Annotated in this window: 22 protein-coding genes; 8 read left to right on the top strand and 14 right to left on the bottom strand. The window is 71.7% G+C overall.

Annotated elements, in window-relative coordinates; translation table 11 throughout:
• The first annotated feature begins 18 nt into the window (after positions 1-18).
• Together AB5J55_RS17205 and AB5J55_RS17200 are read left to right on the top strand one after the other, a co-directional pair.
• Positions 19-1,194, top strand: coding sequence for a 4-hydroxybenzoate 3-monooxygenase (locus tag AB5J55_RS17205; RefSeq protein WP_369271527.1), 1,176 nt, complete (start codon positions 19-21; stop codon positions 1,192-1,194).
• A 215-nt stretch (positions 1,195-1,409) separates the two neighbouring features.
• Positions 1,410-2,306 (top strand): Bax inhibitor-1/YccA family protein, encoded by an 897-nt coding sequence (locus AB5J55_RS17200; RefSeq protein ID WP_369271526.1) that lies wholly within the window; start codon positions 1,410-1,412, stop codon positions 2,304-2,306.
• A 65-nt stretch (positions 2,307-2,371) separates the two neighbouring features.
• Here AB5J55_RS17200 and AB5J55_RS17195 read toward each other — a convergent pair whose 3' ends face one another.
• Positions 2,372-2,602, bottom strand: coding sequence for a DUF4287 domain-containing protein (locus AB5J55_RS17195; protein WP_030049879.1), 231 nt, complete (start codon positions 2,600-2,602; stop codon positions 2,372-2,374).
• A gap of 94 nt (positions 2,603-2,696) precedes the next feature.
• On the opposite strand from AB5J55_RS17195, the gene AB5J55_RS17190 reads away from it, so the two are divergent.
• Positions 2,697-3,008, top strand: a complete 312-nt coding sequence (locus AB5J55_RS17190; RefSeq protein ID WP_369271525.1) for a hypothetical protein — start codon at positions 2,697-2,699, stop codon at positions 3,006-3,008.
• 87 nt (positions 3,009-3,095) lie between these two features.
• Here AB5J55_RS17190 and AB5J55_RS17185 read toward each other — a convergent pair whose 3' ends face one another.
• From AB5J55_RS17185 to AB5J55_RS17175, 3 genes are all read right to left on the bottom strand, one after another.
• Complete coding sequence (locus AB5J55_RS17185; RefSeq protein ID WP_369271523.1) at positions 3,096-3,878, bottom strand: hypothetical protein; 783 nt, start codon at positions 3,876-3,878, stop codon at positions 3,096-3,098.
• Positions 3,879-4,173: 295 nt separating this feature from the next.
• Positions 4,174-5,394, bottom strand: coding sequence for an acetyl-CoA C-acetyltransferase (locus AB5J55_RS17180; protein WP_369271522.1), 1,221 nt, complete (start codon positions 5,392-5,394; stop codon positions 4,174-4,176).
• A 352-nt stretch (positions 5,395-5,746) separates the two neighbouring features.
• Positions 5,747-6,781 carry an SGNH/GDSL hydrolase family protein gene (locus AB5J55_RS17175; protein WP_369271521.1) on the bottom strand — a complete coding sequence of 345 codons (1,035 nt, stop codon included), beginning with the start codon at positions 6,779-6,781 and terminating at the stop codon, positions 5,747-5,749.
• Positions 6,782-6,940: 159 nt separating this feature from the next.
• On the opposite strand from AB5J55_RS17175, the gene AB5J55_RS17170 reads away from it, so the two are divergent.
• The gene (locus AB5J55_RS17170) at positions 6,941-8,329 is read left to right on the top strand and encodes a cystathionine beta-synthase (RefSeq protein ID WP_369271520.1); all 1,389 of its coding nucleotides are present in this window, start codon (positions 6,941-6,943) and stop codon (positions 8,327-8,329) included.
• 356 nt (positions 8,330-8,685) lie between these two features.
• On the opposite strand, the gene AB5J55_RS17165 is transcribed toward AB5J55_RS17170, so the two are convergent.
• Positions 8,686-9,516: a helix-turn-helix transcriptional regulator gene (locus AB5J55_RS17165; protein WP_369271519.1), complete on the bottom strand. Its 831-nt coding sequence runs from the start codon at positions 9,514-9,516 to the stop codon at positions 8,686-8,688.
• Positions 9,517-9,671: 155 nt separating this feature from the next.
• Between AB5J55_RS17165 and AB5J55_RS17160 the strand changes: the two genes are divergently transcribed.
• Positions 9,672-10,433 (top strand): SDR family oxidoreductase, encoded by a 762-nt coding sequence (locus tag AB5J55_RS17160; RefSeq protein ID WP_369271518.1) that lies wholly within the window; start codon positions 9,672-9,674, stop codon positions 10,431-10,433.
• 22 nt (positions 10,434-10,455) lie between these two features.
• Here the strand turns inward: AB5J55_RS17160 and AB5J55_RS17155 are convergent, their stop codons facing one another.
• From AB5J55_RS17155 to AB5J55_RS17135, 5 genes are all read right to left on the bottom strand, one after another.
• The gene (locus AB5J55_RS17155) at positions 10,456-10,884 is read right to left on the bottom strand and encodes a hypothetical protein (RefSeq protein ID WP_369276214.1); all 429 of its coding nucleotides are present in this window, start codon (positions 10,882-10,884) and stop codon (positions 10,456-10,458) included.
• 91 nt (positions 10,885-10,975) lie between these two features.
• The gene (locus AB5J55_RS17150) at positions 10,976-11,908 is read right to left on the bottom strand and encodes an ABC transporter substrate-binding protein (protein WP_369271517.1); all 933 of its coding nucleotides are present in this window, start codon (positions 11,906-11,908) and stop codon (positions 10,976-10,978) included.
• Between the two features lie 40 nt (positions 11,909-11,948).
• Positions 11,949-12,647, bottom strand: a complete 699-nt coding sequence (locus tag AB5J55_RS17145) for an ABC transporter permease (RefSeq protein WP_369276213.1) — start codon at positions 12,645-12,647, stop codon at positions 11,949-11,951.
• Positions 12,647-13,288 carry an ABC transporter permease gene (locus AB5J55_RS17140; protein WP_369271516.1) on the bottom strand — a complete coding sequence of 214 codons (642 nt, stop codon included), beginning with the start codon at positions 13,286-13,288 and terminating at the stop codon, positions 12,647-12,649. The genes AB5J55_RS17145 and AB5J55_RS17140 overlap by 1 nt, the downstream gene beginning before the upstream one ends.
• Positions 13,285-14,343 (bottom strand): ABC transporter ATP-binding protein, encoded by a 1,059-nt coding sequence (locus tag AB5J55_RS17135; protein ID WP_369271515.1) that lies wholly within the window; start codon positions 14,341-14,343, stop codon positions 13,285-13,287. The genes AB5J55_RS17140 and AB5J55_RS17135 overlap by 4 nt, the downstream gene beginning before the upstream one ends.
• A gap of 141 nt (positions 14,344-14,484) precedes the next feature.
• Between AB5J55_RS17135 and AB5J55_RS17130 the strand changes: the two genes are divergently transcribed.
• The 3 genes from AB5J55_RS17130 (at position 14,485) to AB5J55_RS17120 (ending at position 17,560) form a co-directional block, all read left to right on the top strand.
• Positions 14,485-16,002, top strand: coding sequence for an aromatic amino acid ammonia-lyase (locus AB5J55_RS17130; protein WP_369271514.1), 1,518 nt, complete (start codon positions 14,485-14,487; stop codon positions 16,000-16,002).
• A complete protein-coding gene (locus tag AB5J55_RS17125) occupies positions 15,999-16,883 on the top strand; it encodes a MurR/RpiR family transcriptional regulator (RefSeq protein WP_369271513.1) in 885 nt (294 codons plus the stop codon). The genes AB5J55_RS17130 and AB5J55_RS17125 overlap by 4 nt, the downstream gene beginning before the upstream one ends.
• 89 nt (positions 16,884-16,972) lie before the next feature.
• A complete protein-coding gene (locus tag AB5J55_RS17120; RefSeq protein ID WP_369271512.1) occupies positions 16,973-17,560 on the top strand; it encodes a hypothetical protein in 588 nt (195 codons plus the stop codon).
• 1 nt (position 17,561) lies between these two features.
• Here the strand turns inward: AB5J55_RS17120 and AB5J55_RS17115 are convergent, their stop codons facing one another.
• From AB5J55_RS17115 to AB5J55_RS17100, 4 genes are all read right to left on the bottom strand, one after another.
• A complete protein-coding gene (locus AB5J55_RS17115; RefSeq protein ID WP_328881188.1) occupies positions 17,562-17,936 on the bottom strand; it encodes a hypothetical protein in 375 nt (124 codons plus the stop codon).
• 14 nt (positions 17,937-17,950) lie between these two features.
• On the bottom strand, positions 17,951-18,448 hold the full coding sequence (locus tag AB5J55_RS17110) for a roadblock/LC7 domain-containing protein (RefSeq protein WP_369271511.1): 498 nt from the start codon (positions 18,446-18,448) through the stop codon (positions 17,951-17,953).
• A gap of 88 nt (positions 18,449-18,536) precedes the next feature.
• Positions 18,537-19,319 carry a transcriptional regulator gene (locus AB5J55_RS17105; RefSeq protein WP_369271510.1) on the bottom strand — a complete coding sequence of 261 codons (783 nt, stop codon included), beginning with the start codon at positions 19,317-19,319 and terminating at the stop codon, positions 18,537-18,539.
• Positions 19,316-19,708 carry a hypothetical protein gene (locus AB5J55_RS17100; RefSeq protein WP_369271509.1) on the bottom strand — a complete coding sequence of 131 codons (393 nt, stop codon included), beginning with the start codon at positions 19,706-19,708 and terminating at the stop codon, positions 19,316-19,318. Before AB5J55_RS17100 ends, AB5J55_RS17105 begins: the two co-directional genes overlap by 4 nt.
• Between the last annotated feature and the right edge of the window lie 64 nt (positions 19,709-19,772).

Genomic DNA, 19,772 nt, shown 5'->3' with positions numbered 1-19,772 from the left:
TCGAAGGGAAGGCGACCGATGCGCACCTCCGTCGGCATCATCGGAGCGGGCCCGGCCGGCCTCCTCCTCGCCCGTCTGCTCCACAACGCCGGCATCGACTCGGTCGTTTTGGAGAGCCGCGACCGCGCCTACGTCGAACACCGCCAGCGCGCCGGGATCCTGGAGCAGGGCACCGTGGACGTGCTGCGCGCGGCCGGCGCCGGGGCGCGGATGGACCGCGAGGGCCTCCGGCACGACGGCGTCGAGCTGCGGTTCGCCGGGAAGCGCCACCGCGTCGACTTCCCCGCACTCACCGGCGGCCGGTCGGTGATGGTCTACGCCCAGACCGAGGTCTGCAAGGACCTCATCGCCCTCCAACTGAAGGAGGGCGGCCCGCTGCTGTTCGAGGCGGAGGCGCTCGCGGTGGAGGGCGCGGACACCGGCAGCCCGCGCGTGCGCTTCCGGCACGAGGGGCGCGAGGACGTCCTGGAGTGCGACTACCTCGTCGGCTGCGACGGCTTCTGGGGCGTGTCCCGCAAGGCGATCCCCGCCGAGCTGACCCGGGTCTTCGAGCGGACGTACCCCTTCGGCTGGCTCGGCGTCCTCGCCGACGTACCTCCCTCGCACGACGAGCTGGTCTACGCCCGCCACGACCGCGGCTTCGCCCTGCTGTCCATGCGCTCCCCGTCCGTTTCCCGCCTCTACCTCCAGGTGCCGGACGGCACCGACGCCGGGCACTGGGGCGACGACGAGATCTGGGCGGAGCTGGAGCGCCGCTTCGAGACGGACGACGACTGGCGGCTCCGGCGCGGCCCGATCACCCAGAAGTCCGTCACCCCCATGCGCTCCTACGTCCACGAACCCATGCGGTACGGCCGCCTGTTCCTGGCGGGTGACGCGGCGCACATCGTGCCGCCCACGGGCGCGAAGGGGCTGAATCTGGCCGTGGGGGACGTCGTCACCTTCGCTCGGGCGCTGACGCATCAACGGGAGACGGGTTCGGCGGAGCTGCTCGACGCCTACTCCGAGACCTGTCTGCGCCGCGTCTGGCAGGCCGAGCGGTTCTCGTACGACATGACGACGCTGCTGCACCGGGCCCCCGGCGCGACGCCCTTCGAGGACCGGCTCCAGCTGGCGCGACTGGAGCGGTTCGCGTCGTCGCGGGCCGCCGAGGCGGACCTGGCCGAGGGGTACACGGGCTTTCCGTTCGGGTGAGTGCGGGGGCGGGGCCGGAGGAGTGATCTCCGACGGGTTCCGGCCACGTCCCAGGTTGGTCATGAATGATCCCGTCCATGGCCGGGAATCACCCAGCCGCGTACCGTGTTGCGCAGCACGAAGAAGGAAAGATCCTCCGCAGGTATTAGGGTCGATCCTTTGCCAACCTATTACTCTTGAGCCAAGGCCACGCACGGTGGCCATGGAGGAGTGAAATGAGGAGCAGCAACCCGGTCTTCTCGCGACGGGGGTTCAGCCGCGACAACGGCTACGCGGGCTTCAACACCGCGCCGCAGGCCGGGGGCGCCGCTGTCGGCACGCAGGGCAACCCGTACGCCCAGCCGCAGGCCGGCAACCCGTATGCGCAGAACCCTTACGCCCAGACGGACCTTCAGCACGGCGCACCGCCGCAGGCCCCGGCCACCACCGGCCGGATGACGATGGACGACGTCATCCTGCGCACGGGCACCACGCTCGGCACTCTGATCGTCACGGCCGCGCTCGCCTGGGCGCTGCTGCCCGTCGACGACGCGAACATCAGCCGGTCGTACGGCATCGCCATCGTTGCCGGTCTGCTCGGCATGGTTCTGGCGCTCGTCCAGTCCTTCAAGCGCAAGGCCTCGCCCGCGCTGATCCTGTCGTACGCCGCGCTCGAGGGTGTGTTCCTCGGTGTCGTCTCCAGCGTCGTCGACAACCGCATCGCGAGCGGTGCGGCCATGCAGGCGGTGATCGGCACCATGGCGGTGTTCGCCGCCGTGCTGGTGGCGTACAAGGCGGGCTGGATCCGCGTCAACCGCCGCTTCGTCGGCTTCGTGATGGCGGCCGCGCTCGGCTTCATCCTGCTGATGGCGGTCAACCTGCTGTTCGCCGTCTTCGGCGGCGGTGACGGCCTCGGCTTCCGCAGCGGCCCGCTCGGCATCGTGTTCGGCATCGTCGGCATCCTGCTCGGCGCCTGCTTCCTCGCCCTGGACTTCAAGCAGGTCGAGGACGGCCTCGCCTACGGCGCGCCGCGCGAGGAGGCCTGGCTCGCCGCCTTCGGTCTCACGCTGACGCTGGTGTGGATCTACATGGAGTTCCTGAGGCTCATCTCGATCCTCAACAGCAGCGACTAGCCTGCGACGGCTTTGCAGCAAAGGGCCCCGGGATCATTCCGGGGCCCTTCGTCGTGTGTGCGCGCCTAGAGGAATTTGCGCGCCGCCCTCCTCAGGTCGTACTCGTGGACGATCGCCTTCGCGTGGCCGTACGCGAGGTCGTATTCGTGGCGAAGCCAGCTGACCTTCTCCTCGAAGCGGACGAGGGCCGGGCCTTCTTCTACCGTGCGGAGCCAGTCGGAGACTTCACGACCGGTGCAGTGGGGGATGCGGGCGAGCATGTTGCGGTGGGTCTCCTCGGAGAGGACGTGGGACATCGGCGCCTCCGGACGCAAAGGGGATGTAAGCCGGTCCTTCAGGTCACCGTGCCTGAGCGTTCGCCCGTTGGCAACAGTCGCGTACGCTCACGGCGTGGTTGATACGACGCGTCTGACCCGAGCCGTAGATCACTTCGCCGACCGGTTGCGGGCGGCACCGCAGAGTCGGTTGCAGAGAAGCGCGGCCGCGGAGGCGCTGGCGCTGGCCAGGGAGTTGGCTCGGTGGGCGCAGGTTCTGGAGGCGCCCGGGGTCGAGCCTCGAGTGATGCCTGATGCCGGGATGTTCGCTGCGGCGGATCAGATCACCGTTGCCGTGCATGACTTGGCAGTTGTTCTTGAGAGCGACGACCAGGTCACTGAAGCCGTGCGGTTGGTGGAGGAGGCGCAGAAGAGGGCGGGGGTCTGAGCGCCGTCGGCGGCCGCGGGTGCGTGGAGGCCGGTCGCGCAGTTCCCCGCGCCCCTGAGCGCGTTGTGGTCCCCGGCGCCGCAGAGGCTAAAGGGACGCTATGACCCGGTCCGCCAGGATGTAGACGTTCTCCTCGCCGCACGCGAACGTCAGCGTGTACGCGCCCGAGACTCCCGAACCGCCCAGCAGTACCGGCGTCTCGCCGGCGCGCAGGGCGGTCGCGAGCCGCTCCGCGGTCTCGCGGTGGCCCGGCGTCATGCACAGGGTCGTGCCGTCCGCGAAGACGTACACGTCGAGGGTGCCCAGCGGGCCCGGGCGGACGTCGGTCAGTTCGGTGGCGGAGGCGGCGAGGTCCTCGAGGGTGGCCACGGTGCGCTCGTGATCGTTCACGGCCGGTGAGGAGACCGGGACGAAGTCCGGGTGGGAGGGGTGCCGGCGGCGGGCCGCGGCCAGTTCGGGGGACTCCCCGGCGAACTCGTCGGCGTCCGCGGTCGACTCGGTCACCGGCTCCAGGTGCTCCAGGCCCGCGAAATCGGCCTGGCGGGGCAGGAACAGCTCACTGTCGGACAGCCCCAGCAGGGTGGGTGCGTCGGCGGCGTCACGGGACTCCTGGGCGGCCCAGAAGGCCCGCGCCTCGGCCAGCTCCCGCTCGCGCTCCTCGGCGAGCGCCTCGGCCACCGCGGCGCGTATCTCATCGGCGTCCGCGGAGAGGCGGGCCTGCGGGACGAGGCCGCGGGCCGAGCCCGCGTTGGTCCGCTCCAGCTCGGTGTGCAGGGCCGCGACCTGTCGGCGCAGCACCAAGAGGGTGCGCAGGACGGCGACGCCCACGGCGCCGGTGGCGGCCGTGGTGAGCAGCAAGGCAATCGGCATGGCGCTCACTGACGTACTCCCGGTTCAAAGTCGACCCCCGACTTCCTACATCAGCTTGAAGGGCGGACTATCCAGCTGTCAGTGCGTAACGTCACCAAACGGACAGGACTTTGGGCCTGATGTTTAGCGGTGAACGGCTCTGACCTGCGTGAATCCCTCTGTCGAGGGAGATAGGTCACATCCTGGGGGAGATTGGATCACAAAACGGCCCAGAACCGCGGGGTTTCCCGGGTTCTGGGCCGAAGGCTCACACTGGGTCGCGAGTTGACTACCCAGGGGCTCGAAATGGCCGGTTTCAGCTCAGGCGCTCGATGACCATCGCCATGCCCTGGCCGCCGCCGACGCACATCGTCTCCAGACCGAACTGCTTGTCGTGGTGCTGGAGGGAGTTGATGAGCGTGGTGGTGATGCGGGCGCCGGTCATGCCGAAGGGGTGGCCGACGGCGATGGCGCCGCCGTTGACGTTCAGCTTGTCGATGTCGATGCCCAGGTCGCGGTAGGAGGGGATCACCTGGGCGGCGAACGCCTCGTTGATCTCGACCAGGTCGATGTCGTCGATGGTGAGACCGGCGCGGCGCAGGGCCTGCTGGGAGGCCTCCACCGGGCCGAGGCCCATGATCTCGGGGGACAGGCCGGACACACCGGTGGAGACGATGCGGGCGAGCGGGGTGAGGCCGAGCTCGCGGGCCTTGGTGTCGGACATGATCACGAGTGCGGCGGCGCCGTCGTTGAGGGGGCAGCAGTTGCCGGCGGTGACGAGGCCGTCGGGGCGGAAGACCGGCTTGAGGCCCGCCACGCCCTCCACGGTGACGCCGGCGCGGGGGCCGTCGTCCTTGCTGACGACGGTGCCGTCGGGGAGGGTCACCGGGGTGATCTCGCGCTCCCAGAAGCCGTTCTTGATGGCTTCCTCGGCGAGGTTCTGCGAGCGGACGCCGAACTCGTCCAGTTCCTCGCGGGTGATGCCCTTCATCCGGGCGAGGTTCTCGGCCGTCTGACCCATGGCGATGTACGCGTCCGGCACGAGGCCGTCCTCGCGCGGGTCGTGCCAGTTGGTGCCCTCCTGCTGGGCGACCTCGGCGGTGCGGGCCTCGGCCTCGGCGAAGAAGGGGTTGTGGGTGTCGGGGAGGCTGTCGGAGTTGCCCTTGGTGAAGCGGGAGACCGTCTCGACGCCGGCCGAGATGAAGACGTCGCCCTCGCCCGCCTTGATGGCGTGCAGGGCCATGCGGGAGGTCTGCAGGGAGGAGGAGCAGTACCGGGTGACCGTGCAGCCCGGGAGGTGGTCCATGCCCATCTGCACGGCGACGATGCGGCCGAGGTTGTTGCCCTGCTCGCCGCCGGGGAGGCCGCAGCCGAGCATCAGGTCGTCGATGTCGCGCGGGTCCAGCTCGGGGACCTTGGCCAGAGCCGCCTGGATGATCGTGGCGGTGAGGTCGTCGGGGCGCAGGTCTTTGAGGGAGCCCTTGAAGGCGCGGCCGATGGGGGAGCGGGCGGTCGAGACGATCACGGCTTCGGGCATCACGGCTCCAGTTGAAAGGTGCGGCGCGCAGCGCCTCGTTGAGGGGTGGTGGTCGGGCGACGGGTGGGCATACCGGGGGGTCGGGCAGGGCTGTGAGGGAAGTTACCCGTACGTACCCATCGGGTCACGGGGATGGGCATGTGACCTTGGCCGCAGCTTTCTAAGCGCTTGCTTGGGCCTCCGGCGGTTGAGCCGGAAGGCGTGCGGGCGGACGGGGCCGCCGTCCCTTGGGGCTTCGCTCGCTCCCAGGCTCGGTGCCCGCCTTCGCCGCGTCGCGGCGCCGGTGGGTTGGGGGAGTCGTCCCCGCCCGGCCGCGCCCCAGGCCCCGGGCGGCGCTGGTGGGGCCTCGTCCTCACACGCCGGACGGGCTGGACGGCGTGGACGTCGGCTCGGCCTCCTGCACCCGCCGCCGGCGCCGCCTCTTGAGCAGGGCCCAGGGGCCCTTCGGGCCGGTCGGCATGGCCGCCGTGACCTCCGTGCCCGCCTCCGAAGCGGCCTCGGCCGCCGCGCGCGCCACCGGGAGGAAGCCCTCGCGGCGGGTGACGTCGGGGCGCTCCTCCTCCGCCGGCCACAGGCCCAGGGCCGCGCAGAGCGTCGGCAGGACGGCCATCGCCGCCGTGGCATAGCCCTCCGCGGAGGGGTGGTAGTTGTCGGGGCCGAAGAGCTCACGCGGGTTCGCCGCGAACTCCGGGCCCAGCAGGTCGCCCAGCGACACCGTGCGGCCGCCCTGTTCGACGACACCGATCGTCTGGGCGGCCGCCAGCTGGCGTGAGGCCCGTCTGGCGAGCCAGCGCAGCGGCTGCTGGACCGGCTCGATCGTGCCGAGGTCGGGGCAGGTGCCCACCACGACCTCCGCGCCGGCCGTGCGCAGGCGCCGTACCGCGGCGGACAGGTGGCGCACCGAGCGGGTCGCCGGCATGCGGTTCGTGACGTCGTTCGCGCCGACCATGATCACGCAGATGTCGGGCACCAGAGCCGGATCGGCGAGCACCAGGGCCACCTGGCGGTCCAGGTCGTCCGAGCGGGCGCCCGGCAGGGCCACGTTGCGCAGCACCACCTGGCGTTCCGCCACCGCCGCCAGCCCCGACGCCAGCAGCGCCCCCGGGGTCTGCCCCGCCCGGTGTACGCCCTGCCCCGCGGCCGTGGAGTCACCCAGGATGGTCAGACGCAGGGGCGGTTCGCCAGGAGTGGCGTACAGGCGGCCGTACCGGCCGTCGGCGTTCGGTACGTGGTTGCTCGTGCCGTTGCCCACGTGGCGCCGGGCCATCCGCACCTCGGCGAGGACCAGGCCCACGGCCGCCGCCCCCGCCAGACCGATGCCGCCTCCGCCGTACGCGGCGCCCGCCGCGATCCGCCGTGCCACCCTCGCCCTCGACATGCTCGTCATGCGTCGCCGCCACCTCCTCATAGCCGTACATCAACTGCTTGCCCCGCACGGACCGTGGCCCAATCCCAACGAGGAGTGAACGACCGTCATGGGCCCCGTGCAGGCCATAGGCTGGCGGAACCACTAAGACCACTTCTTTTGCAGCATCCGGAGACAACGGTGCATTTCCACGACTCGATGATCAGTCTCGTCGGCAACACCCCGCTGGTGAGGCTCAACAACGTGACCAAGGGCATCCGGGCCACCGTCCTGGCCAAGGTGGAGTACTTCAACCCGGGCGGTTCCGTGAAGGACCGCATCGCCTTGCGCATGATCGAGGCCGCGGAGGAGAGCGGCGCGCTCAAGCCCGGCGGCACCATCGTCGAGCCGACCAGCGGCAACACCGGTGTCGGCCTCGCCATCGTGGCGCAGCAGAAGGGGTACAAGTGCATCTTCGTGTGCCCCGACAAGGTCAGCACCGACAAGATCAACGTGCTGCGGGCCTACGGCGCCGAGGTGGTCGTCTGCCCCACGGCCGTCGATCCCGAGCACCCGGACTCGTACTACAACGTCTCCGACCGGCTGGTCCGTGAGACGCCGGGCGCCTGGAAGCCGGACCAGTACTCCAACCCGAACAACCCGCTCTCCCACTACCACTCCACCGGCCCCGAGCTGTGGGAGCAGACGGAGGGGAAGATCACCCACTTCGTGACCGGTGTGGGGACGGGCGGCACCATCTCCGGCACGGGCCGCTACCTCAAGGACGCCAGCGACGGCAAGGTGCAGGTCGTCGGCGCCGACCCCGAGGGCTCCGTGTACTCCGGCGGGTCCGGCCGGCCGTATCTCGTCGAAGGCGTCGGTGAGGACTTCTGGCCGACGGCGTACGACCGGACCGTCGCCGACGAGATCGTCCCCGTGTCCGACAAGGACTCCTTCCAGATGACCCGGCGGCTGGCGAAGGAGGAGGGCCTGCTGGTGGGCGGTTCCTGCGGCATGGCCGTCGTGGCCGCGCTGCGGGTCGCCGAGCGGCTCGGCCCGGACGACGTGGTGGTCGTGCTGCTGCCGGACAGCGGCCGCGGCTACCTCTCCAAGATCTTCAACGACGAGTGGATGGCCGACTACGGCTTCCTTGAGGACACCGGCCCGAGCGCGCGCGTCAGTGACGTCCTCGACGACAAGGAGCACGGCGCCATCCCGTCCCTCGTCCACATGCACCCGGACGAGACGGTCGGTGAGGCCATCGAGGTGCTGCGCGAGTACGGCGTCTCGCAGATGCCGATCGTGAAGCCGGGCGCCGGCCACCCCGACGTCATGGCGGCGGAGGTCGTCGGGTCCGTGGTCGAACGCGAGCTGCTCGACGCCCTGTTCGCCAAGCGGGCCTCGCTGGAGGACCCGCTGGAGAAGCACATGTCGGCCCCGCTGCCGCAGGTCGGCTCCGGTGAGCCGGTCGCGGACCTGATGTCCGTGCTGGGCGCGGCCGACGCGGCGATCGTCCTGGTCGAGGGCAAGCCGACCGGTGTGATCAGCCGTCAGGACCTGCTGGCCTTCCTCGCCAAGGGCGGGAAGTAGCGGCAAACCTGCGGTGAACGGCCCGTGTCCGCGGCGAACTTGCGGTGACCGGCGTCGCTCGGACCGTCGCGGAACTGGTACGAGCGCGTCACGTCCACGCAGCACCCGCTTAACACGGGTCGGGCACATTAGTGGGTGTCGGCAGGGCGGGAGCGGCTCCCCGCCCCAGCCGGCGCCGAACGTCCAAGGACCTCCGGAGCGGCTCCCGGACCTCCATGGACGCCCGGACGTGAGACCTGGCCCTGACCCGGTCGACGTCCTTCGCGGGGACCGCCGTCGTCCCGCCCCCCGGAAACGGGGGTGCGGCGGTCCCCGCGCATAGCTCTGTTCGGCGGTCGGTCGGGCCGCCGGCAGCCTCAGCCCGCCTCCGCCGCGGCCCAACTCCCCAGCAGCGCAAGCCTCTCCGCCGTCTCCGAGCCCGGCTCCGGTGTGTAGACCACCATCGTCTGGTCCGGTTCCGTCTGGATGGTCATGGTCTCGTACGGGAGGGTCAGCAGGCCCGCGAGCGGGTGCTGGATGCGTTTCGTGCCGGACATGCAGGCCTCGACCTGGTGGTCCGCCCACAGCCGGCGGAAGTCCTCGCTCTGGATGGACAGTTCGCCGACGAGGGCACACAGCTTGCGGTCGTCCGGGCGGTGGCCGGCGTTCAGGCGGAGGTGGGCGACCGCCTGCGCGGCGATCGCGGGCCACTCCGGGTAGCGGGCCCGGGAGTCGGGGTCGAGGAAGACGTGGCGGGGGATGTTGCGGTCGGCGGGAGCCGTACGGCCGTAGTCGCTCACCGCGTCGGCGAGGGCGTTCCAGGCGAGGACGTCCATGCGGGGGCCGATGACGAAGGCGGGCGTGCGGTCCATGCTGTCCAGCAGGGTCTGGACGCCCGGGCGGACGCGAGCCGTGTCCGGGCGGCGGAGGGCTCGGTCGCGGGGACGGGCCACCGTACGCAGATAGTCGTGCTCCGTCTCGTCCAGCCGCAGGACCCGCGCGATCGCGTCCAGGACGGCATCCGAGACGCTCTGCCCCCGGCCCTGTTCGAGGCGGACGTAGTAGTCGACGCTCACTCCGGCCAGCTGCGCCACCTCTTCGCGGCGCAGACCCGGAACGCGGCGCCGCCCGTACGAGGGCAGCCCCACCTCCTGCGGCTGGATGCGGCCGCGGCGTGAGCGCAGGAAGTCTCCAAGGTCCCCGTCCATGGTTTCGAGCGTAGACGGGTGGCGGGCCGTGAGCCTGGTACTGCCAGACACAGGAACAACGCAGCCCTGGGTAGGGCGGGCACGGCGGCGGAGGGTGAGTGGTGTCCGCGAGTTGTCGGGACACGCCCGGCGGCTCCCTCACCTGGAGGAATCCCATGTCGTACGAGAACCTGACCGGCCGTACAGCCGTCGTGACCGGAGCGGCGAGCGGGATCGGCGAGGCCGTCGCCGTGCTGCTCGCCGAGCAGGGGGCGCGGGTCGCGCTGCTGGCCCGGCGCGGGCAGCGGCTGGACGAGCTCGCCGCGAAGATCACCGCGGGCGGAGGCGCGGCGCTGGGCGTCGTCGCCGACGTCACCGACGACGCGTCCGTGGCCGCGGCCACGGAGCGGGTCCACGAGGCGTACGGGGCCGTGGACCTCGTCGTCAACAACGCCGGCGTCATGCTGGGCAACCCCGTCGAGGCGGGACGGCTCGACGAGTGGCAGCGGATGATCGACACCAATGTGACCGGGGTGCTGCGCGTCGTCCGGGCGTTCACCGGCGACCTGGTGGCGGCGGCCGCCGAGGGCCGCACCGCCGACCTGGTGAACATCTCGTCCATCGGCGCGCACCTCGCCTTCCCCAACTACGCGGTGTACGGGGCGACGAAGGCCGCGATCACCCATCTCTCGCAGTGCCTGCGCACCGAGTTCGGCCCGCGTGACGTACGGGTCACCAACATCGAGCCCGGATTTGTGGAGAGCGAGCTGCGGTCGCACACCGACAACGACGAGATCTCGGCGCAGGTCGACGGCATGGTCGAGGCGATGGGCACGCTGTCGGCGGCGGAGCTCGCCGATGTGGTGGCCTACGCCGCGAGCCGGCCCCGGCATGTGAACCTGCGGCAGATCATGGCCATGCCGACCCGGCAGGCGTGAACCTCATGGGCCGGTGCGAGGGTCAGCCCTCCCAGCGGTCCTCGTCCTTGGCCTTGCGGCGCCAGCCCTGGAAGAGGCCGGGGGTGGTGCGGGCCGCCTGGACGACGTTGACGCCGACGATGCCGACCCAGCTGACCAGCAGGCCGGGGAGGTCGGCGACGCCCGCGCCGATCCCGGACAGCGGGATCGCCAGGACCAGCGAGACGATGGCGAAGCCGAAGCGTTCGCCGAAGGAGTCCGTCGGCCTCGGCGACCGCGAGCCGCGGGCCGCCACCATCTGCTGCTCGGCCATCTGACGCCGCATGCGGCGCTCGACCGCCCCGTCGATGCGCTGGTCGACCTTCTCCATGAATGAGTCGACCAGCGCGGACTCGTACTCCTCGCCCAGCTCCCTGCGGGCCTGCAGGGTGGCGTTGAGTTCCTTCTTGAGTTCGGTGTCCCGCGCGTCCATTCCGGTCATGGGATCCAAGGTAGGCAGCGGCGGCGGGGGCCGCACTGGGGTTAGCCCCCCTGTTCGGATGGGGGTGTACGGCAGTGCGCCGTCACTTCACCAGCCCGTGCTCCCTGGCGTACTCGTCCGCCACGTCCTCCGGATCCTTCTTGTCCTTGTCGACCAGCCGGTTCAGCTCCGTGAGCTGGGCGGTCGTCAGGGTGTTGCCGAGGCGGGCGAGGGCCCTGCGGACCGTGGCGTCGGCCTTGCGGTCGGCTATGAGGGGGACGACGTGCTGGCCGGGGATGAGGTTCTTGGGGTCGGTGAGGACCACCCAGTCGTTGGCCTGGATGTCGGTGTCCGTGGTGAAGAGGTTGGCCACGTCCACGTCGCCCTTCTTCAGGGCGCCCTTGACCAGCGGACCGGAGGAGTCGAGGGACTTGAACTCCTTGAACTCCACCCCGTAGACCTCCTTGAGGCCCACGGCCCCGACCTCCCGCTTCTTCACCTCGGGCGCCGCGCCGATCACCAGCTTGCCGTTCTGCTTCCTCAGGTCGGCGAGAGAGGTCAGGCCGTACTTCTCGGCCGTCTCCCGGGTGACGGCGAAGGCGTCCGAGTCCTCGGCCATGCCGTACGGCAGCACCTGGAGGCCGCTGGGGAGGGCGATCGTGAGGGCGTTCTGCATCTCGCCCTCCTCCGTGGCCGTCGCCTTGGGGGAGACGTAGTGCAGCAGGGCGCCCTGGTACTCGGGGAGCAGGTCGATGTCGCCGCCCCTGAGGGCGGGGATCAGGATCTCGCGGGTGCCGAGGTTGGGGCGGACGGTGACCTTCACGCCGGCCGCCTCCAGGACGGCCGCGTACAGGTAGCCGAGCACCTGGTTCTCGGTGAAGTTGGCGGTGCCGATGGTGAGGCCGCCCTTGCTGGAGCCGCCGCCGGAGCCGGCGGAGCCCTGGCCCTCGAGGGACGTGATGCCGCTGGAGCAGGCGGCGAGGGCGGGGACGGAGGCCGCTGCGAAGAGGCCGCCGAGGAGGGTGCGTCGGTTCATCGCGCGTCCGTTCGTCGAGCGTCGGTTCATCGAGGGGGTCCTAGGCAGTGCGGGTGGGGGTCCCCCCGCTCGAGCGAAGTCGAGAGTGGGGGAGGAAGAGGAAGCGCTGGAGGCCGGAGAGCAGCAGGTCCAGGGCGACGGCGACCACGGCGACCAGCACCGCGCCGCCGAGCACCTGCACGAGGTCGCGCTGGGCGAGGCCGTCGAAGACGTAGCGGCCCAGGCCGCCGAAGGAGACGTACGCGGCGATGGTCGCCGTGGCCACGACCTGGATCAGGGCCAGGCGCAGACCGGTCATGATCAGGGGGAGGGCGAGCGGGAGTTCCACCTGGAAGAGGACCTGGTGGGCACGCATGCCCTGGCCGCGCGCCGCGTCCTTCACGTCCGGGTCGACGGCTGTCATCCCCGCGTAGGTGTTGGTGACGATCGCCGGGACCGCGAGGGCGACCAGGGCGACGTAGACCGGGAGCATGGACAGCCCGCCGGCCAGGAAGACCAGGACGACCAGGCCGACGGTCGGCAGCGCGCGGCCGAAGGACGCGAGGTTGATCGCGACGAAGGCGCCCTTGCCGGTGTGGCCGATGAGCAGGCCGAGGGGGAGGCCGATCGCAGCCGCGATGAGGGTGGCGAGCAGGGAGTACTGCAGGTGCTCGGCGAGGCGGTGCGCGATGCCGTCCGAGCCGGACCACTGCTCGCCGCTGACCAGCCAGTCACCGAGGTTCTTGAAGAGTTCGTACATCAGGCTCGCCGCCTCCGCCACGGGGTCAGGACGTACTGCAGGGCGACCAGGGCCGCGTCCGCGACCACGGCCAGCAGGAGGGTGAGGGCCACTCCGGCGATCACCGGGGTGGGGAAATTGCGCTGGAAGCCGTCGGTGAAGAGCTGGCCGAGGCCGCCGTCACCGATGTAGGTCGCGACCGAGACGAGCGAGATGGACATGACCGTCGCGATCCGCACCCCGGCCATGATCACGGGGAGTGCGAGCGGGAACTCGACGGTGAGGAGCGTGCGCAGGGGGCGCGTGCCCATCGCCTTCGAGGCCTCCTTCACCTTCGCGGGGACCGAGTCGAGGCCCTCGACCGTGTTCCGGAGCAGGACGACCAGGGTGTAGACCGTCAGGCCGATCACGGTCGTGGTGCGAGTGAGGCCGGAGACCGGGAGCAGCAGGACGAAGATCGCGATCGACGGGATCGTGAACAGTACGTTCGACAGGCCCAGCAGGAAGCCGCGCAGGGGTCGGACCCGGTGGGCGATCACCGCGAGGGGCAGCGAGATCAGTACGCCGAGCAGGACGGCGGTGAGCGCGGCCTGCAGGTGGGAGACGGTGAGGGTGGTGAGGTCGTCGGTGTGGTCGCCGATCCACGACCAGTCGATGGTCATGCGGCCACCTCGGTCTGAGACGAGTGGGCGCGGGCCTCGGTGTGCGCCTGGCCCGCGTGCTCGTGGATGTCGTCGCGGGACGACACGCCGGTGAGGACACCGTCGGCGTCGACGCGGGCTATCAGGCCGACGGGCGAGGCGATGGACTCGTCGAGGGCCGCGAGGAGGGAATCGGAGTCCTTGAGCGGCCGTACCGGGATCTCGGCGCCGTCCGTGGAACGCCAGTGCAGCGGCTTGCCGGCCTCGTCGCGTACGAGGCTCCAGTCGCCGCCCTCCGGCGCCGGGCCCTGCGGGACGTCCGCGAGGGTCCGCAGCGACAGCAGCTTCAGGCCGCGCTCGGCGCCGAGGAAGTCGGCCACGAAGTCGTCGGCCGGGCGGGCGAGGAGCTCGGCGGGGGAGGCGCATTGGACGAGGTGGCCGCCGGTGCGGAAGATCGCGATCTGGTCGCCGAGGCGTACGGCCTCGTCGATGTCGTGCGTGACGAAGACGATGGTCTTGCTCAGCTCCTGCTGCAGGCGCAGAAGTTCGTCCTGGAGCTGGGTGCGGACCACCGGGTCGACCGCGCCGAACGGCTCGTCCATCAGCAGCACGGGCGGGTCGGCGGCGAGCGCGCGGGCCACGCCGACGCGCTGCTGCTGGCCGCCGGAGAGCTGGTGCGGGTAGCGCTTGCCGGTGTCGGGGGTGAGGCCCACGGTCTCCAGCAGCTCGGCCGCGCGGGCCCGGGCCTTCCTGCGGCCGTGGCCCAGCAGCAGCGGCACGGTGGCGACGTTGTCGAGCACCGTGCGGTGCGGGAACAGGCCCGCCTGCTGGATGACGTACCCGATGGAGCGGCGCAGCTCGGCGGCGTCCTGCCGGGTGACGTCCTTGCCCCCGACCCGGATGGTGCCGGAGGTCGGCTCCACCATCCGGTTGATCATCCGCAGCGTGGTCGTCTTGCCGCAACCGGAGGATCCGACCAGGACGGTCACGCCGCCCTCCGGCATCTCGAGGGAGAGATCGTGGACTGCTGTCGTGCCGTTGGGGAAGCGCTTGTGGACCGCGTCGAACTGGATCATGAGTTGTCCCTTGCCCGGCTGTATAACGTCATGCAGAGTTCTTGGTAGCTGAATAGGTTGTCAACGGGTTGGTGTAAATCCGAAGTAACGGATGGCCGATAGGCAAGACCCGATGTCCGGATTGAGGGGAGCTTGGGCTTTATGTCGTCTCGGATCGTGGACGCGCCGAGTGCTGTGACTTCTGGGCACACCGCCCTGGTCGTCCTCGACGGGATCGGGCTCGGCGTCGAGGACGTCGTACGCCTCGCCGACGGGACCGCGCGGCCGGTCCCCGCGACCGACGCGATGAAGCGCGCCGAGGAGTCCTGGGACGCCGCCCGCCTCATCGCCGCGACCGGGCGGGTCTACGGCCGTTCCACCGGCGTGGGCGCCAACCGGAACGAGGACGTGCCCACCGAGGCCGCCGCCGAACACGGCCTGCGTCTGCTGCGCAGCCACGCCGGCGCCATCGGCGCGGAACTGCCGGCCCGGCAGGTGCGGGCCATGCTCGCCGTACGGGCCAACCAGCTGCTGGCCGGCGGCGCGGGCCTCAGGCCCACCGTCATCACGGCGATGTGCGAGGCGCTGGAGAGCGGCGCCCACCCGGTCGTCAACGAGTTCGGCTCGGTCGGCACCGGCGACCTCGCGGCACTGGCGCAGACCGGCCTCGCGCTGGCCGGCGAACATCCGTGGCGGGGACCCGGCGCCCCCGAGGCGCAGCCGCTGGACAACAACGACGCCCTCGCGTTCATCAGCAGCAACGCCCTCACCCTCGGCCAGGCCGCCCTCGCCATGCACGAACTGCGCGGGCTGATCGCCGCCACCCAGGTCGTCGCCGCGCTGTCACTGCTGGCCGTCGACGGCTCCCACGAGGCGTACGCCGCTCCCGTGCACACCGCCCGACCGCACCGGGGCAGCTCCGAAGTCGCCCGCGGGATGCGGGAGTTCATCGGCGCCGAGGACCGGCCCACCCCTCCGCTGGGCCGGCTCCAGGACCCGTACGGCTTCCGCTGCCTGCCGCAGATCCACGGCCCCGCGCACGACGCGGCCGACGCCCTGGAGCAGGTGCTGGCGGTCGAGATCAACGCGGCCGCCGAGAACCCCCTCATCTCCCCCGAGGACATGGCCGCCTACCACCACGGCGGCTTCTACCAGGCCCAACTCGCCCTCTCCCTGGACCACTTCAGGCTGGCGCTGACCCAGGTGGCGCGGCTGTCGACGTCCCGCCTGTCGACCCTCAACGAGCCCGCCTACACCCGCCTGAAGCCCTTCCTCGCCGACCAGGAGCCCGCCTCGTCCGGCGTGATGATCCTGGAGTACGCCGCCGGTGCCGCCCTCGGCGACCTGCGCGCGTTCTCGGCCCCCGCCTCGCTCGGCCACGCTGTACTCTCCCGGGGCGTGGAGGAGCAGGCCAGCTTCGCCTCGCTCGCCGCGCGGCAGACACTGCGCGCGTGCGACGCGTACCGTCTCGTCGTCGGCTGTGAACTTGTCGCCGCCGTACGGGCGTTGCGGCTGCGCGGCCTCAGGCCCGAACCGGAGCTCGGCGTGAGCCGGGCGCTGGAGCTGGCCGAGTCGGTGCTCGACGACGACCTGGCCGACCGTCCGCTCACCGACGACGTGACGGCGGCGGCAGCACTGCTGGACCGGTTCACGGACATCTGGAGGGGGAGCGCCGCATGAGCGCGGACAGGACCACGAGCGGGACGGCCCACGGAACGTCCCATGGGGCCGACAGCCCCGCCGCGCGTCTCCAGGCGCTCTTCGAGGGGCACCGGCTCACCCCGACCCAGCGGCGCATCGCGCACAGCATGGTGCGGCGGGCCGCCGACGTGCCGTTCCTGTCCAGCGTGGAGCTGGCCGAGCTGGCCGGGGTCAGCCAGCCGTCCGTGACCCGCTTCGCCGTCGCCCTCGGCTTCGACGGCTATCCCGCCCTGCGCAGGCACCTGCGCGAGGTCGCGCCCGTGGAGCCGGCGGCGGACGCGGGCTCGTACAACGAGTACCAGCAGGCTGTCGAGGCCGAGATCGAGAACCTGCGGCACCTCGCGGAGGTGCTCGCCGACCCGCGCCCGGTGCAGAAGGCCGGACGCGTGCTCGCGGCCTCCCGCCCCCTGCCCGTGCTGGGCCTGCGGGCCGCGGCCTCCCAGGCGTACGGCTTCGCCTACTTCGCCGCCAAGGTCCACCCGGACGTACGGCTGCTGCACGAAGGCGGCACGATGATCCACGACCGGATCGACGCCGCCGTACGGGCCGGCGCGACGGCCCTGCTCTGCTTCGCGCTGCCCCGGCATCCGCGCGAGGTCGTGGACACCCTGGCCTACGCCAAGGAGGCCGGGCTGACGGTCGTGACGGTCGCGGACTCCGCCTTCGCTCCGGTCGCCAAGGTCTCCGACCTGCTGCTGCCCGCCGCCGTCGGCACGGGCCTCGCCTTCGACACGGCGTGCGCGCCGATGCTGCTGGGCCGGGTCCTGCTGGAGGCGATGGCCGACGACCTGCCGGACGCGCAGGCGCGGCTGGAGGAGTTCGACGCGCGGGCGGTGGCCCGGGGGCTGTTCGTCGAGTGAAGCCCTGAGAGCTTCTTAAGGCTTGTCTCACGTTGGCTGGCTAGCGTGCGCGCACAGCGGCTGGACAGTGCTGAGACAGGAGGCGGAACGTGGCACGCGGTGGAGGGCAGGGGCTGGCTCGGGTGGCCGTCGTCGTACGGGCCGGGGCGGTGCCGTTGTGGTGGCTCGGGGTGTTCGCGGCGGGGATCGGCGTGCTGGTGCCGGGCATCACGGGCCGCAGGATCGGTGTCCTGGCCGGCGCCGTGCTGTTCATCGGCACGGCGGTCGTGGTGGCGTCCGCGCGCCGCAAGCGTTACACCGCGCTGATCGGCTCGGCCACCCGTGCCGGCAAGCACGACGTGCTCCAGGACCGCGCGGTGGCCGTGCGCAACTGGCGCCGGGGCCACCGCTGGTGGCTGGTCCTGGCGTTCCTCGCCGCGCTGGGCAGCGCGTTCGCGGTGCCGGCGGCCGGCGGGATGCTGCTGGCGGGGTGCGGGGCGGGGCTCCGGCTCAAGGCCGCGTGGCTCGGACGGCTGGAGCGAGCCGAGAACGCCCTGCTGTGGGTACGGGTGGACTGGCTCGACGGCCGGGGCGGCCGCCCCGCGGGCAAGGCCGTGAAGGGCTACCGCACCACGGGAGTCGCCGCGGGCGACGCGGCCCCCGGAGGAGCCCGCCGCCGCACCGCGGCGCTCGTGTAGGTCAGACCTCCAGGTCCTCCTCGATCTTCCGCAACTGGTGCCTGGCCATGGCCAGGTTGGCGCGCTTGGCGTCGAGGACCAGGTACAGGAAGAGACCGTTCCCCCCGCGCCCGGCGATCAGCCGGATCAGGTGGTACTGGTCGCTGAGAGTGATCAGGATGTCCTCGATGCCGCCCTTCAGCCCGAGGTGCTCCATCGTGCGCATCTTGGCGCGGACAACGTCGGTGTTGCCGGCGGCGGCGACATTGAGGTCGAAGGTCTTGCTGCCGCCGAGCGTGCCGAGCGCCATTCCGCTGGTGTAGTCGACGAGCGCGACCCCTGTCGCGCCCTCGATCGAAGCGAGGCATTCCTTCAGCGTGGTCTCGGTGTTGGCCATGACGTGTGTTCCTCTCAACTCTCAGTAGTGGTACGCGCGTTGGCGTTGGTGCGTGCGGCGCGCGCGGTTCTCGTGCGGGTGGGCACGGGTTTGGCGGGCTCCTTGGCGGCGCTCTTGGCAGGGCTGCGGCGCACAGGTGCCGCCTCCGCGTCGACGAGCTCCCCGATACGGGCACCCGCGCGGCGGCCCTCCAGGTGCAGCCGGCCGACGTTGACGCCGTCCTCGGCGAGCAGCGTCAGCACGGCGGTACGGCCCGCGGCGTACGTCGCCACATAGCCCTCCGTGCCGCGCATGAGCAGTTCGCGGAAGTCGCCGCGGCCGGTCGCGTCCGTCACCCGGACCGCGACGCCGAGCGCTGCGGCGGTGAGGGCGGCGAGGCCGTCCGGTTCGACGCCGGGGGTGTCGTGGGCGAGGACGAGGCCGTCGACGCCGGCCGCGAGTGCTCCGGTCAGCTGGGGCACGCGGGCTCTGAGCCGGCGGAATTCGTCAAGTATCGGGGCCTCGGCCGCCATCAGGTGTCTCCTCTCGGCGCGGGACCGCTGCGGCGGGCGCCGCGGCTCGGGCGGCCCGGGCGGCTCGCGGTCCTCGAAGGGTTTGCGGTCAAAGGGCCTCCAGCGCATCCCTGACCCTCTTCAGCAGCGCGATGTAGGGATCGGCTGGGTCGGACGGGGGGTCTTCGACTGCGGGCGGCGGCTGTGGGGCCACGAGCCCCGCCGCGGCCAGCCGGCGTATGTGCACCAGCGTGTGGAACGCCGATCTGCCCAGCTCCCGCGCGATGTCCGTGGCCCGCCGTACGCCGTCCACCCGGGCGAGTACGGCGGCCTGCCGGGGCGGCACCGCGGGCGCCGCGACCGGGTCGGCCCGGATCAGCGGCGCGCCGTCCGTCGCCGGGTCGGGCCAGATGCCCAGCAGCAGGGCCCGGCGGCGCAGCGTCTCGCGCTCCACGGCGACGACGGGCACGGGATGCACGGAGGCGAGCCAGTGCGCGGTGCCGTAGCGGAAGCGGCCGGGCGTGCTGCTGGGGGCGAGCGCGAAGTACGCGGCGTCGTACAGGGCGCTCACCTGCGCCAGCTCCAGCGCCCCCGGCGTGACACCGTGTCCCAGCAGTCGCCCCTCGTCGGCGCTGTCCTCGGCGTCCCGCCAGGCCTCGGCGCCGAGGATGCCGTGGGCTGTGAGGAGCTCGTCCAGCCCGGGAGCGAGCGGGCTCTCGGCGTGCACCACCCGGCCCTCGGCGAGGTGGAGCGTGCCGTGCTCGCGGTCCAGGACGCCGGTGGCCCGCTCGTCCGCGAGACGGGTCAGCATCGGGGAGACACCGCCGGCCCGCTGGTGCGCCGTCTGCCGGTCCCGTACCGGCAGCCGCGGTGGTGGCGTGACCACGGTCATCCCAGCACCAGCCGTTCGGCCATCTCGCCGAGCCGGATGCGGGCCAGCGCGAGATTGCCGTCCGCGCGGGCCAGCCACAGGTACAGGAACACGCTGCTGTCGAACGTCGTCGGCACGAACCGGAGCACGTGGTAGCTGTCCCGGTTGCTGAGGATCACGTCCTCGACGGGCGGATCCGTGGCGTCGGAGCCGTCCTCCGGCCCGAAGGCGTGCTGCTCGGCGGCCAGCCGTGCCAGCTCCGCCGCCTCGGCGGCCGCCGTCTCGTGGTCGCCGCCCGGAGGATCGCCCACCGTGCCCAGGGCCAGCCCGCTCGTCCAGTCGACCAACGCGGCACCACGCGCACCTGGCAGCCGCATCGTCTCCAGCAAGCACTCGTCGATTCCGGGCACCGTCGCTCCCCTCCCGCCTCGGGGTCCGGCTGAGTGACCGCCAAACTACGCAACGTGTGTGCGG

This window comes from Streptomyces sp. R11 (assembly GCF_041051905.1).
Lineage (GTDB): Bacteria > Actinomycetota > Actinomycetes > Streptomycetales > Streptomycetaceae > Streptomyces.
The sequence above is the reverse complement of the archived record's forward strand: the minus strand, read 5'-3'. Positions and strand labels throughout refer to the sequence as shown.